This window comes from Streptomyces sp. NBC_01006, from assembly GCF_045162725.1.
GTDB lineage: Bacteria > Actinomycetota > Actinomycetes > Streptomycetales > Streptomycetaceae > Streptomyces.
Genome location: NZ_CP108700.1, coordinates 1,703,992 through 1,717,500, shown reverse-complemented (window position 1 = coordinate 1,717,500; position 13,509 = coordinate 1,703,992). Strand labels below are relative to the sequence as shown.

General features: G+C 67.6%; 11 protein-coding genes, 2 rRNA genes and 1 riboswitch (1 of these 14 only partly in view). Of the genes, 12 read left to right on the top strand and 1 reads right to left on the bottom strand.

Features of this window, described 5'->3' with window-relative positions; genetic code table 11:
* The 12 genes from OG509_RS07710 to OG509_RS07655 all read left to right on the top strand — a co-directional run.
* Positions 1 to 2,203 (top strand): 23S ribosomal RNA (locus tag OG509_RS07710); it begins 920 nt to the left of the window's first position.
* Between the two features lie 76 nt (positions 2,204 to 2,279).
* Positions 2,280 to 2,396, top strand: a 5S ribosomal RNA gene (gene rrf, locus OG509_RS07705).
* Between the two features lie 121 nt (positions 2,397 to 2,517).
* Entirely contained in the window at positions 2,518 to 3,108 is a 591-nt protein-coding gene (locus OG509_RS07700; RefSeq protein ID WP_053688838.1) for a CDP-alcohol phosphatidyltransferase family protein, read from the top strand.
* Between the two features lie 100 nt (positions 3,109 to 3,208).
* Positions 3,209 to 5,704, top strand: a complete 2,496-nt coding sequence (locus tag OG509_RS07695) for a sugar phosphate nucleotidyltransferase (protein ID WP_406181193.1) — start codon at positions 3,209 to 3,211, stop codon at positions 5,702 to 5,704.
* Positions 5,705 to 5,813: 109 nt separating this feature from the next.
* Positions 5,814 to 6,722 carry a DUF881 domain-containing protein gene (locus OG509_RS07690; protein ID WP_406181191.1) on the top strand — a complete coding sequence of 303 codons (909 nt, stop codon included), beginning with the start codon at positions 5,814 to 5,816 and terminating at the stop codon, positions 6,720 to 6,722.
* Positions 6,719 to 7,051, top strand: coding sequence for a small basic family protein (locus tag OG509_RS07685; RefSeq protein ID WP_030158423.1), 333 nt, complete (start codon positions 6,719 to 6,721; stop codon positions 7,049 to 7,051). Before OG509_RS07690 ends, OG509_RS07685 begins: the two co-directional genes overlap by 4 nt.
* Positions 7,052 to 7,056: 5 nt before the next feature.
* Positions 7,057 to 7,944 carry a DUF881 domain-containing protein gene (locus OG509_RS07680; protein WP_406181189.1) on the top strand — a complete coding sequence of 296 codons (888 nt, stop codon included), beginning with the start codon at positions 7,057 to 7,059 and terminating at the stop codon, positions 7,942 to 7,944.
* Between the two features lie 130 nt (positions 7,945 to 8,074).
* Positions 8,075 to 8,971, top strand: a complete 897-nt coding sequence (locus tag OG509_RS07675; RefSeq protein ID WP_406181187.1) for an FHA domain-containing protein — start codon at positions 8,075 to 8,077, stop codon at positions 8,969 to 8,971.
* 76 nt (positions 8,972 to 9,047) lie between these two features.
* Positions 9,048 to 9,821: a MerR family transcriptional regulator gene (locus OG509_RS07670; RefSeq protein WP_406181185.1), complete on the top strand. Its 774-nt coding sequence runs from the start codon at positions 9,048 to 9,050 to the stop codon at positions 9,819 to 9,821.
* Between the two features lie 63 nt (positions 9,822 to 9,884).
* A complete protein-coding gene (locus OG509_RS07665; RefSeq protein WP_030009777.1) occupies positions 9,885 to 10,358 on the top strand; it encodes a bifunctional nuclease family protein in 474 nt (157 codons plus the stop codon).
* A gap of 192 nt (positions 10,359 to 10,550) precedes the next feature.
* A complete protein-coding gene (locus OG509_RS07660) occupies positions 10,551 to 11,189 on the top strand; it encodes a MerR family transcriptional regulator (protein WP_403738582.1) in 639 nt (212 codons plus the stop codon).
* A gap of 76 nt (positions 11,190 to 11,265) precedes the next feature.
* Positions 11,266 to 12,732: a DNA polymerase IV gene (locus OG509_RS07655; RefSeq protein ID WP_406181183.1), complete on the top strand. Its 1,467-nt coding sequence runs from the start codon at positions 11,266 to 11,268 to the stop codon at positions 12,730 to 12,732.
* Here the strand turns inward: OG509_RS07655 and OG509_RS07650 are convergent.
* The gene (locus OG509_RS07650) at positions 12,729 to 13,100 is read right to left on the bottom strand and encodes a PRC-barrel domain-containing protein (protein ID WP_406181181.1); all 372 of its coding nucleotides are present in this window, start codon (positions 13,098 to 13,100) and stop codon (positions 12,729 to 12,731) included. The two genes, OG509_RS07655 and OG509_RS07650, sit on opposite strands and share 4 nt — an antisense overlap.
* A gap of 113 nt (positions 13,101 to 13,213) precedes the next feature.
* Positions 13,214 to 13,312: riboswitch (glycine riboswitch) on the top strand.
* Positions 13,313 to 13,509: the final 197 nt, after the last annotated feature.

Below are 13,509 nucleotides of genomic sequence, written 5' to 3'. Positions count from 1 at the left end.
CCGAAATGCATTTAGGTGCAGCGTCGTGTGTTTCTTGCCGGAGGTAGAGCACTGGATAGGCGATGGGCCCTACCGGGTTACTGACCTTAGCCAAACTCCGAATGCCGGTAAGTGAGAGCACGGCAGTGAGACTGTGGGGGATAAGCTCCATGGTCGAGAGGGAAACAGCCCAGAGCATCGACTAAGGCCCCTAAGCGTACGCTAAGTGGGAAAGGATGTGGAGTCGCAGAGACAACCAGGAGGTTGGCTTAGAAGCAGCCACCCTTGAAAGAGTGCGTAATAGCTCACTGGTCAAGTGATTCCGCGCCGACAATGTAGCGGGGCTCAAGCGTACCGCCGAAGTCGTGTCATTGCAGCAATAGGGCCAACGCCCGCTGTGATGGGTAGGGGAGCGTCGTGTGCCGGGTGAAGCAGCAGCGGAAGCTAGTTGTGGACGGTTCACGAGTGAGAATGCAGGCATGAGTAGCGATACACACGTGAGAAACGTGTGCGCCGATTGACTAAGGGTTCCTGGGTCAAGCTGATCTGCCCAGGGTAAGTCGGGACCTAAGGCGAGGCCGACAGGCGTAGTCGATGGACAACCGGTTGATATTCCGGTACCCGCTTTGAAACGCCCAATATCGAATCAGGCGATGCTAAGTCCGTGAAGCCGTTCCGGACCCTTCGGGGAAAGGAAAGTGGTGGAGCCGACGAACCAGACTTGTAGTAGGTAAGCGATGGGGTGACGCAGGAAGGTAGTCCAGCCCGGGCGGTGGTTGTCCCGGGGTAAGGGTGTAGGCCGAGGGGTAGGCAAATCCGTCCCTCATTAAGGCTGAGACCTGATGCCGAGCCGATTGTGGTGAAGTGGATGATCCTATGCTGTCGAGAAAAGCCTCTAGCGAGTTTCATGGCGGCCCGTACCCTAAACCGACTCAGGTGGTCAGGTAGAGAATACCGAGGCGTTCGGGTGAACTATGGTTAAGGAACTCGGCAAAATGCCCCCGTAACTTCGGGAGAAGGGGGGCCATCACTGGTGATCGGATTTACTCCGTGAGCTGGGGGTGGCCGCAGAGACCAGCGAGAAGCGACTGTTTACTAAAAACACAGGTCCGTGCGAAGCCGTAAGGCGATGTATACGGACTGACGCCTGCCCGGTGCTGGAACGTTAAGGGGACCGGTTAGTGCACTTTCGGGTGTGCGAAGCTGAGAACTTAAGCGCCAGTAAACGGCGGTGGTAACTATAACCATCCTAAGGTAGCGAAATTCCTTGTCGGGTAAGTTCCGACCTGCACGAATGGCGTAACGACTTCTCGACTGTCTCAACCATAGGCCCGGTGAAATTGCACTACGAGTAAAGATGCTCGTTTCGCGCAGCAGGACGGAAAGACCCCGGGACCTTTACTACAGTTTGATATTGGTGTTCGGTTCGGCTTGTGTAGGATAGGTGGGAGACTTTGAAACCCCAACGCCAGTTGGGGTGGAGTCGCCGTTGAAATACCACTCTGGTCGTGCTGGATGTCTAACCTCGGTCCGTGATCCGGATCAGGGACAGTGTCTGATGGGTAGTTTAACTGGGGCGGTTGCCTCCCAAAGGGTAACGGAGGCGCCCAAAGGTTCCCTCAGCCTGGTTGGCAATCAGGTGTTGAGTGTAAGTGCACAAGGGAGCTTGACTGTGAGACCGACGGGTCGAGCAGGGACGAAAGTCGGGACTAGTGATCCGGCGGTGGCTTGTGGAAGCGCCGTCGCTCAACGGATAAAAGGTACCCCGGGGATAACAGGCTGATCTTCCCCAAGAGTCCATATCGACGGGATGGTTTGGCACCTCGATGTCGGCTCGTCGCATCCTGGGGCTGGAGTCGGTCCCAAGGGTTGGGCTGTTCGCCCATTAAAGCGGTACGCGAGCTGGGTTTAGAACGTCGTGAGACAGTTCGGTCCCTATCCGCTGTGCGCGTAGGAATATTGAGAAGGGCTGTCCCTAGTACGAGAGGACCGGGACGGACGAACCTCTGGTGTGCCAGTTGTCCTGCCAAGGGCATGGCTGGTTGGCTACGTTCGGGAGGGATAACCGCTGAAAGCATCTAAGCGGGAAGCCTGCTTCAAGATGAGTATTCCCACCTCCTTGAGAGGGTAAGGCTCCCAGTAGACGACTGGGTTGATAGGCCAGATGTGGAAGCCCGGTAACGGGTGGAGCTGACTGGTACTAATAGGCCGAGGGCTTGTCCTCAGTTGCTCGCGTCCACTGTGTTAGTTCTGAAATAACGAACAGCTGTGTTCATGCCAGCGTTCAAATTTCATAGTGTTTCGGTGGTCATAGCGTTAGGGAAACGCCCGGTTACATTCCGAACCCGGAAGCTAAGCCTTTCAGCGCCGATGGTACTGCAGGGGGGACCCTGTGGGAGAGTAGGACGCCGCCGAACAATCATTGTAGAAAGCCCCGTACCGGGTATCCGGTACGGGGCTTTTCTGCGTTCTGGCCAGGTGCGGCTTCCTGTAGGGTCAGGAGGCATCGTTCGTACGTTCAACAGTGGAGGCCCCCGGGTGGAGGTCCAGGAGACTCGGGTTCAGACGGACCGAATTTTCACCATTCCGAACATCCTGAGCATGGCTCGCCTCGCCGGCGTGCCCCTGTTCCTCTGGCTGATTCTGGAGAAGCACGACGGCTGGGCACTGGCCGTGCTCATGCTCAGCGGGGTCAGCGACTACCTCGACGGGAAGCTGGCGCGGCGCTGGAATCAGATCAGCAACCTCGGTCGGCTGCTGGATCCGGCCGCAGACCGGCTGTACATCCTCTCCACGCTCTTCGGCCTGACCTATCGAGACATTCTGCCGCTCTGGCTCACCGGGGCCCTGGTGGCCCGTGAGCTGATGCTGCTGGTCATGGTCTGGATCCTGCGCCGTCACGGCTATCCGCCGCCGCAGGTCAACTTCCTCGGCAAGGCCGCGACCTTCAACCTGATGTACGCGTTCCCCCTGCTGTTGCTCAGTGACGGTACGGGTTGGTTGGCCTGGATGGGGGCAGTTTTCGGATGGGCGTTCGCCGGATGGGGTACAACCCTCTACTGGTGGGCAGGAATCCTTTACGTGGTGCAAGTCCGCCGGCTCGTGAAGGCGGACGCCGCGGCCGATTGAGTTCGCTCGGCGTGGGGCTGACGCGGAGGAGTTGCGGAGTCACCGTCCGGGACGGGTGAGGTCGGCGAGAACGTCGTCTCTCAAGGAGGACTCTTCCGACATGAAGGCCGTCGTGATGGCCGGTGGCGAAGGCACTCGCCTTCGCCCCATGACCTCGAGCATGCCCAAGCCGCTCCTGCCGGTGGCCAACCGGCCGATCATGGAGCACGTGCTCAGGCTGCTCAAGCGGCATGGGCTCAGTGAGACCGTTGTGACCGTGCAGTTCTTGGCCTCACTCGTCAAGAACTACTTCGGTGACGGCGAGGAGCTCGGAATGGAACTCACCTATGCCAACGAGGAGAAGCCACTCGGCACTGCCGGCAGTGTGAAGAACGCCGAGGAGGCCCTGAAGGACGATGCTTTCCTCGTCATTTCCGGCGATGCGCTCACCGACTTCGACCTCACCGATCTCATCCGCTTCCACAAGGAGAAGGGCGCACTGGTCACGGTGTGCCTGACCCGGGTGCCGAACCCGCTGGAATTCGGCATCACCATCGTGGACGAGGAAGGCAAGGTGGAGCGCTTCCTCGAAAAGCCGACATGGGGGCAGGTGTTCTCGGACACCGTCAACACCGGTATCTACGTGATGGAGCCCGAGGTCTTCAATTACGTGGACCCGGATGTTCCGGTCGACTGGTCGGGCGATGTCTTCCCGCAGCTGATGAAGGAAGGCCGGCCGATCTTCGGTTATGTGGCCGAGGGCTACTGGGAGGACGTCGGCACGCACGAGAGCTACGTCAAGGCGCAGGCCGACGTACTCGAGGGCAAGGTCCAGGTCGAGATGGACGGCTTCGAGATCTCGCCCGGTGTGTGGATCGCCGAAGGCGCCGAGGTGAGCCCGGACGCCGTGCTGCGCGGGCCGCTGTACATCGGGGACTACGCCAAGGTCGAGGCCGGTGTGGAGATCCGCGAGCACACGGTCGTCGGTTCGAACGTCGTCGTGAAGAGCGGGGCCTTCCTGCACAGGGCCGTCATCCACGACAACGTCTACATCGGGCCCCACAGCAATCTGCGCGGCTGCGTCATCGGCAAGAACACCGACATCATGCGGGCCGCCCGGATCGAGGACGGGGCCGTCATCGGTGACGAGTGTCTGGTCGGTGAGGAATCGATCATTCAGGGGAACGTGCGGGTCTACCCCTTCAAGACGATCGAGGCCGGCGCCTTCGTCAACACGTCGGTGATCTGGGAGTCGCGAGGTCAGGCGCATCTGTTCGGCGCCCGCGGAGTGACCGGCATCCTGAACGTGGAGATCACCCCCGAGCTGGTGGTCCGGCTCGCCGGGGCGTACGCGACGACCCTGAAGAAGGGCGCGACGGTCACCACGGCCCGTGACCACTCCCGCGGCGCGAGAGCGCTCAAGCGGGCGGTGATCTCGGCGCTGCAGTGCAGCGCGATCAACGTGCGCGACCTGGAGAACGTACCGCTGCCGGTGGCGCGGCAGCAGACCGCGCGGGGTACCGCGGGCGGGATCGTCGTGCGGACCTCGCCCGGAGTGCCGGACTCGGTCGACATCATGTTCCTGGACGAGCGAGGAGCGGACCTCTCGCTCCAGCAGCAGCGCAAGCTGGACCGGGTGTACGCGCGGCAGGAGTACCGGCGGGCGTTCCCTGGCGAGATCGGCGACCTCCAGTTCCCGGGCAGCGTCTTCGACGCCTATACGGGTTCCCTGCTGCGCCGGGTGGACACGACCGGCATCGCCGATTCCGGGCTCAAGGTCGTCGTGGACGCCTCCAACGGCAGCGCCGGGCTGGTTCTGCCCAGCCTGCTGGGCCGGCTGGAGGTGGACGCGCTGACGATCAACCCCGGACTCGACGAGTCCCGGCCGACGGAGACCGCTGAGTCCCGGCGGGCCGGACTGGTGCGGCTCGGAGAGATCGTGGCCTCGGCGCGGGCCGCCTTCGGAGTGCGCTTCGACCCGGTGGGCGAGCGGATCTCCCTGGTGGACGAGCGCGGGCGGATCATCGAGGACGACCGGGCGCTGCTGGTGCTGCTCGACCTGGTGGCCGCGGAGAAGCGCAGCGGCAAGGTGGCGCTGCCGGTGACCACGACCCGGATCGCCGAGCAGGTGGCGGCGTACCACGGGACGCAGGTGGAGTGGACGACGACCTCGCCCGACGACCTGACGCGCGTGGGCCGGGCGGAGAACACGATCTTCGGCGGGGACGGCCGGGGCGGTTACATCGTTCCGGAGTTCAGCAGTGTCTTCGACGGGTCGGCGGCCTTCGTCCAGCTGATCGGGCTGGTGGCGCGGACGCAGCTCACGCTGAGCCAGATCGATGCGCGGATACCGCGAGCCCATGTACTCAAGCGGGACGTGCCGACCCCGTGGGCGGTGAAGGGGCTCGTCATGCGGCGGGTCGTGGAGGCGGCGGGGGACCGGCAGGTGGACACCACCGACGGTGTGCGGGTGGTCGAGGCCGACGGGCGGTGGGCGCTGGTCCTGCCGGACCCGGCGGAGGCGGTCACGCACCTGTGGGCCGAGGGCCCCGACGACCCGTCCGCGCAGGCGCTGCTCGACGAGTGGGCCGGCGTGGTGGACGGTGCCGGGCACTGAGCGCCCGTAGCCGGCGGAAACGGCGTGGTCCGGTGGTCCGGGTGCGGCGGATGTCGCTCCCTGTCCACAGGACGGGCGCATTCGGTGTGGGCGGCGCCGACATGCGACGATGAGCGGCATGTCGCAGCCGCCCCACAACCGGAGTTCGGCGCCGGCGCTTCCCGCGCGCCCGGACGCATCCATGTCGCTGCTGACGCACGTGATGGACCACAGTCTCGACGAGGGCTACGCGGAGGCGTCGGCCCGGCGCGAGGCGGACGGCACGGCGGGTCTGCCGCGCACCCTGAAGGCCAAGCTGGCGCTGGCCGCCGGGCTCGTGCTCGCCGCCTTGGTCGTCACGCTGGGTGCCGCCCAGGCGCGGATAGCCGCGCCGGTGCTGGCCAAGGAGCGGCAGGAGCTGATCGACCGGGTGCAGCGGGCCGACGAGCACGCGGACGGCCTGGAGCGGGACATCGAGCGGCTGCGGGAGAACGTCGCGAGCCGCCAGCGCGAGGCGCTCAAGCAGCACGGCGGGGACCAGGGGCAGCTCGTGGCACTGCTGTCCGGTGCGACGGAGGTCCAGGGGCCCGGTCTCAAGCTGGTCGTGGACGACGCGAAGGGCTCCTCCTCGGGCGGTGGCGGCAAGCCGCGCGAGAACGCGGGGTTCTCGGACACCGGCCGGCTGCGGGACCGGGACATGCAGAAGATCGTCAACGGGCTCTGGCAGTCCGGCGCCGAGGCCATCTCGATCAACGGGCAGCGGCTGACGGCGCTGTCGGCGATCCGGGCCGCGGGTGACGCGATACTGGTCGACAACAGGCCGCTGGTGCCGCCGTACGAGGTGCTGGCGGTGGGGGACAAGAAGCGGCTCGGGACCGCGTTCCAGGATTCCGCGGACGGCCAGTACCTGCACGCCCTGCAGGAGAACTACGGGATCCGCGCCACCTTGTCCCCGGCGGACGAGCTGCGGCTGCCGGCCGCGTCGAGCCTGACCGTACGTACAGCTACAGCAGAAGAGCCGAAGAAGGGTGCATCGTGATCGCGGTACTGGGCCTGGTGGCCGGAGTGGTGGTCGGGCTTCTGGTCCGGCCCGAAGTGCCGGCCGTCGTCGAGCCTTATCTGCCGATCGCCGTGGTGGCGGCGCTGGACGCGGTGTTCGGGGGCCTGCGCGCGATGCTGGACGGCATCTTCGTGGACAAGGTCTTCGTGGTGTCGTTCCTGTCCAACGTGGTCGTCGCGGCTCTGATCGTCTTCCTCGGAGACAAGCTGGGTGTCGGCTCGCAGCTGTCCACCGGTGTGGTCGTGGTCCTCGGCATCCGCATCTTCTCCAACGCCGCGGCCATCCGCCGGCACGTGTTCCGGGCGTGAGGCCGATGAGTACGAACGACAACCCGCCCGAGGAGCCGATGGGCTCGGAGACGCCGCCGCAGGACGAGCCGGCGCGGCCCGCCGAGCCCTCGGCGGCCGGCGAGGGGGCCCAGACCGGCCAGGTTGCGAAGCCCGACCAGCCCGGCCAGGCCGTGGAGCCCGCCGGGCCCGCGCGGAGCGGTCGGCAGCGGCTGGCGGAAGCGGTGTGGCCGCCGCGCGTGAGCCGGGCCCAACTGATCGTCGCGCTGCTCCTGTTCGTCCTCGGGCTGGGCCTGGCCATCCAGGTGCGCTCGAACAGCGACTCCAGCGCGCTGCGCGGGGCCCGTCAGGAGGACCTCGTACGGATCCTCGATGAGCTCGACGGGCGGACCAAGCGCCTGGAGGACGAGAAGCAGCGGCTGGAGGACCAGCGCAAGGAGCTGGAGAGCAGCTCGAACCAGGCCGAGGAGGCCCGTCGCCAGACGATCGAGAAGGAACGCCAACTGGGGATCCTGGCCGGTACGGTGGCGGCGCAGGGACCGGGCATCACGTTGAAGATCACCGATCCCAGGGGGCAGGTGCAGTCGGACCAGCTGCTGGACACCCTCCAGGAGCTGCGGGCGGCCGGGGCCGAGGCGATCCAGGTCAACGGGGTGCGCATCGTGGCGAGCTCGTTCTTCTCGGACGAGGGCGGCGGGATCGGGATCGACGGTAAGAAAATCACACAGCCTTATGAGTTCAAGGTGATCGGCAAGCCGCAGGATCTGGAGCCCGCCCTGAACATTCCCGGCGGTGTCGTGCAGACGCTGGAGAAGGAACAGGCCAACGTCGCTGTCACACGGTCGGCGAAGATCGTTGTGGATGCCTTGCGGGCTGCGAAGCAGCCTGACTACGCTCGGTCGTCAACGTCGTGACGCGGAGCAGAGCGCGGACGGGCTCACGCGGGCTGATGCCTGCGGGGGGTCGGCGCACTGAAGTCGTGCCGCGTGGTGGAAACTGTCTGGTGGTTACGGACGTTGTGAGAATGTCCGGGTCGGCAGGTGTGTGCATTCGGAGTTCGTCCTGCCCCACGGGCGGGTCTGTTTCGTTCAAGGGGAATCGCCCGTGAAGTTGTTTGAGAAGTTGTTCGGCAAGAAGAACCGCGAGGAAAGCGGTGCGGCCAAGCACCGCGCGGGGCAGGGAGAGGTGGAAGGGCAGGGCGGCCGGCCGCTCTTCCGTGACGAGGTCGCCGGCGCGGGGGATGTTTCGGGCGCGCCGGGCGCGTCGTCTGTTGACCCTGCCGGTTCCGGACGCATAGGTTTCGGTGAACCATCAACCTCAAGTTCGGGTGGAGGGTTTACCCCCGACCCGTATGCCACCAATGCCTCCGCGGGGCAGCCGCGGCGCGAGGAGCCGTCCATGTCGGCCGAGCAGGTTTGCAGCAGGTGCGGACACCGCAGCGATGCGGCCAGCCGGTTCTGCTCCAACTGCGGCGCGCCGCTGCGGGCGGGTCTGACGCCGGAGCGTGCCTCGGAGACCACGTCCACCATCTCGATCTCGGGCCTTGAGGCCTACGAGGCCGAGGTGTCGGGACAACAGCACGTGTCGTCCTCGCTGTCCCCCGAGGCCCAGGCCGCGGTGGAAGCCCTGCCTCCGGGTTCCGCTCTGCTCATCGTGCGGCGCGGACCCAACTCCGGCAGCCGCTTCCTCTTGGACGGTGAGCTGACCACGGCGGGCCGGCACCCGCAGAGCGACATCTTCCTGGACGACGTCACGGTCTCCCGGCGGCATGTCGAGTTCCGCAGGAGCCAGGACGGCGGCTTCACCGTCGCCGACGTGGGCAGCCTCAACGGCACGTACGTCAACCGTGAGCCGATCGACTCGGTCGCCCTGCACAACGGCGACGAGGTGCAGATCGGCAAGTACCGGATGGTCTTCTACGCGAGCCTGCGGGGCGTCTGACCACCCCCTGGGCTCCGCCTGGGGGGATCCCCACCTCCGGACTCCGTCCGGGGGTCACCCCCAGAGGGAAGGTCCCATGCTGCGTATCCCGGCCGGCGGTGCCCCGAAGAGCGGCACCGCCGGAAGCGCCGGCTCCGCCGGGCGGCTGGTGAGCATCGGCACGGTGCTCACGCTGCTGCGTGACGAGTTCCCCGAAGTCACGATCTCGAAGATCCGCTTCCTGGAGGCGGAGGGGCTCGTCGAGCCCCGGCGCACACCTTCCGGATACCGCAAGTTCAGCACCGAGGACGTCGAGCGGCTGGCCCGCATCCTGAGGCTGCAGCGCGACCACTACCTGCCGTTGAAGGTCATCCGCGAGCAGCTGGACGCGCTCGCCCGCGGCGAGCAGATCCGTATCCCCGCGCCCACGGCGCACGGGGATTCCGTCGATCCCGCGAGCCCTTCCGCCGTCTACGGCGAAGTGGGCCGGGAGCGGGCCGCCGCGGCCCGGGTGGGGCGCGCCGAGCTGCTCGCCGCGGCCGAGGTGGACGAGGCGCAGCTCGCCGAGTGGGAGTCGTACGGGCTGATCGGCGAGGCCCCCGGCGGTGGATTCGACGCCGAGACGGTCACCGTGGCCCGGCTGGTGGCGGATCTGGGCCGGTTCGGGCTGGAGCCGCGCCACCTGAGGGCCATGAAGGCCGCCGCGGACCGCGAGGCGGGTCTGGTGGAGCAGGTCGTGGCACCCCTTCGGCGGCACCGCAACCCGCAGACCAGGGCGCATGCCGAGGCCACTCTGAAGGAGCTCGCGGGGCTGTCCGTACGGCTCCACGAGGCCTTGGTGCAGACCGCGCTCGGGGTCCGTCTGCACTGACCTCGGGGATCCCCGAGGGGGCCCGACTACCCAAACCTGCCGGGCAGGTCCTAGGGTTGCTGTGTGAACGAGCTCGACGTTGTGGGTGTCCGGGTGGAAATGCCCTCCAACCAACCGATCGTGCTCCTGCGTGAAGTGGGAGGCGACCGGTACCTCCCCATCTGGATCGGACCAGGGGAGGCGACCGCCATTGCCTTCGCGCAGCAGGGCATGGCCCCTGCCCGGCCGCTGACGCACGACCTGTTCAAGGACGTGCTGGAGGCGATCGGCGAGGAGCTCACCGAGGTCCGGATCACGGATCTGCGGGAGGGCGTCTTCTACGCGGAGCTTGTCTTCGCCAGCGGGGTCGAGGTGAGCGCGCGGCCTTCCGACGCCATAGCGCTGGCCCTGCGCACCGGAACGCCGATCTACGGGAGCGACGGCGTGCTGGACGACGCCGGAATCGCCATTCCGGACGAGCAGGAGGACGAGGTGGAGAAGTTCCGCGAGTTCCTCGACCAGATCTCCCCGGAGGACTTCGGTACCGGACCGCAGTGAGCCGTCGGCCGCGCCGTCCGCGCCGCGTGTCCCCGGGGGGCGTCAGCCCATTCGGTTAGCCCTTCCCCGGCATAGGACACGGGAAACCACTCTCAGGGTGATTATCACTCGGCGTGCCGAGTGTGGCGATCGTTGACGCACCCCTGGTGACTGCCTACCTTCGAGGGGGCAGGTCAAGGACGGAGGGTCGGCGTGAGAGTCACGGGCGACGGTACGACCGGGGGCATCCCCGTGCGGAGTGACGGTGGGCCGTACCCGCTCCACGGCAGTGCGGCCGGTTCCGCGCGCCGTCAGCCGGACGGCGCGCAGGTCGCACCGGTGGGCGCGGACGCGGCGCCCGAGCAGGTGGGCTACCGGGGACCGACCGCGTGCGCCGCGGCGGGCATCACGTACCGCCAGCTGGACTACTGGGCGCGCACCGGGCTGGTGGAGCCCACGGTGCGCCCCGCGTACGGCTCCGGGACCCAGCGCCTCTACAGCTTCCGGGACGTCGTCGTCCTGAAGATCGTCAAGCGCTTCCTGGACACCGGGGTGGCGCTGCAGAACATCCGGACCGCCGTCCAGCACCTGCGCGACCGCGGTTTCTCGGACCTGGAGCGCATGACGCTGATGAGCGACGGCGCCACCGTGTACGAGTGCACCTCGCCGGACCAGGTCGTGAGCCTGCTCCAGGGCGGGCAGGGCATCTTCGGCATCGCCGTGGGCGTGGTCTGGAGCGACGTGGAGAACGCGCTGTCGCAGCTGCACGGCGAGCGGGTCGACACCGGCGAGACGGTGGTCGGCCACAACCCGACGGACGAGCTGGCGGCGCGGCGCAACCGGGCCGGCTGAGCCCGCCCCGGCGCGGGCCGAAGACGCCGGGCCCGGCCCCGGCCGAATGTCAGTGGCATGAGGCAGCATCGGGGCTGTGAGAGCCGCGCCGACCATCCTGCATCTGGACATGGACGCCTTCTACGCCTCCGTGGAGCAGGCGTCGAAGCCGAGCCTGCGCGGGAAGGCCGTGATCGTCGGCGGGCTCGGACCGCGCGGGGTGGTCGCCACCGCGTCCTACGAGGCCCGGCGCTTCGGGGTGCATTCTGCGATGCCGATGGCCCAGGCGCGCCGGCTCTGCCCGAACGGCGCGTACCTGATCCCCCGCTTCCGGCTGTACCAGGCGGTCAGCGAGGTGGTCATGGGGCTGCTGCGGGAGCTGTCCCCGCTGGTGGAGCCCCTCAGCCTGGACGAGGCCTTCGTGGACCTGGAGGCGGGCGGGACCGCCTTCGACTCGAAGAGCGCCCGGGAGACGGGGGAGCGGCTGCGGGCGGACATCCGGGCCGCGACCGGGCTGAGCGGCTCCGTGGGGCTGGCGGGGTCCAAGATGCTGGCCAAGGTGGCGTCCGAGGAGGCCAAGCCGGCCGGGCTGCTGCTGATCGAGCCGGGGACCGAGCGGGAGCTGCTCGCCCCGATGTCGGTACGGACCCTGCCCGGGGTGGGGCCCGTCACGGGGGAGCACCTGCGGCGCGCGGGGATCACCACGGTCGGGGAGCTCGCCGAGGCCGGCGAGGACGAGCTGGTCCGGATGGTCGGGCGCTCGCACGGGGTCGGGCTGTACCGGATGGCGCTGGGGCTGGACGACCGGCCGGTGGTCGCCGAGCGCGACGCGAAGTCCGTGTCGGTGGAGGACACCTTCGACGTGGACCTGCACGACCGGGTGCGGATCAGGACCGAGGTGCAGCGGCTCGCCGACCGGTGCGTGCAGCGGCTGCGGGGATCGGGGCACTCGGGGCGCACGATCGTGCTGAAGGTGCGGCGCTACGACTTCTCGACCCTGACGCGCTCCGAGACGCTGCGGGGGCCCACCGACGACCCGGCGGTGGTGCGGGAGGCCGCGGCGCGGCTGCTGGAGGCGGTGGACACCACGGGCGGAGTCCGGCTGCTGGGGGTGGGCGTGACGGGCCTCGCGGACTACACGCAGGAGGACCTGTTCGCGCAGTCCATGGCGGCGGAGGCGAAGGCAGCCGCGGAGGCTGCCGCGCAGGAAGCCGCCGATGCGGCTGCGGAGGGCGGGGCCGCCGAGCCCGACGGTGCCCCGGAGACAGGGGCGCCGGGAGCGCCTGGAGGGCCAGGAGAGGCCCCGCGGGGTGCGGAGCCGTCAGGGGCGTCCGGGGAGCCGGAGCCCGCCCCCGAGCGGCGCTGGGCGGCCGGTGGCGACGTACTGCACGCCGTGTACGGGCCCGGATGGGTGCAGGGCAGTGGGGTCGGGAGGGTGACCGTGCGGTTCGAGCAGCCCGGATCGGCGCCGGGCCGGGTGCGTACCTTCCGGGTGGAGGACCCCGAGCTGGAGCCCTCCGATCCATTGCCCCTCGTAGGGGAGGCAGGGGCGGACGCGACCTAAGGGGTGTCCTCGCCGTTCGCCAGGTGCCCGAAGTCGCGCTGGATGTCCGACGGGAGGGAGACGTCCAGTCCGTAGTGGTGGTAGAGCTGGAGTTCCTGTTCGGGGGAGAGGTGGCGGCCGACGCCGAAGTCCGGGGCGTCCTTGATGAGGGAGCGCTCGAAGGGGACCCGCAGGGTGTCGTCGACGACCTCGCTCGGCTCCAGCGGGACGAACGCGTCCCGGCTGAACAGGCCCGTCCGGACGGCGGCCCATTCGGGCACGCCCGTGGCGTCGTCGAGGTAGACCTCGTCGACGGTGCCGATCTTGGTTCCGTTGCGGTCGAACGCCTTGCGGCCGATCAGGCTGCGCGGATCGATGTCGGTCTGCACGGTCCCTCCATATGGTCGCAACTCCTCCGTAATGACTACAGAAGGGCATTTCCGGAGTGCGGGCCACTCGAGGCAGGGCCCAGAACCTCGCTGGTAGGCTGGGTGATGGCTGTTGACCCTGTGCGGGAGAGTCCTCCGAGTGAGTACGACGGAGGCGCCGAAGGAGCAAATCCTCCCCGGAATCTCTCAGGCATACGTACCGCACGTGACGAGGCCACTCTGGAAAGCAGGGGCGGGTACCGGGCGCACAGTGCCGGTTCCCCTCCTCACCGACGGTGAAAGCCGGAATCCGCGGGCCACCCCCGCGACTCCGGTGAAGCTCTCAGGTTGAGATGACAGAGGGGGAGGCCGTCCGGGTGCCCGCGCCGTGGTGCCCCTCGCAGGTCGTACGACCCAGGAGGCCTCCGTA

Excerpts from the sequence above, each read along its gene's own strand:
- OG509_RS07680 (WP_406181189.1), top strand. The coding sequence starts at position 7,057 with ATGAGTACGAACGACAACCCGCCCGAGGAGCCGATGGGCTCGGAGACG.
- OG509_RS07690 (WP_406181191.1), top strand. The coding sequence starts at position 5,814 with ATGAGCGGCATGTCGCAGCCGCCCCACAACCGGAGTTCGGCGCCGGCG.
- OG509_RS07670 (WP_406181185.1), top strand. The coding sequence starts at position 9,048 with ATGCTGCGTATCCCGGCCGGCGGTGCCCCGAAGAGCGGCACCGCCGGA.
- OG509_RS07695 (WP_406181193.1), top strand. The coding sequence starts at position 3,209 with ATGAAGGCCGTCGTGATGGCCGGTGGCGAAGGCACTCGCCTTCGCCCC.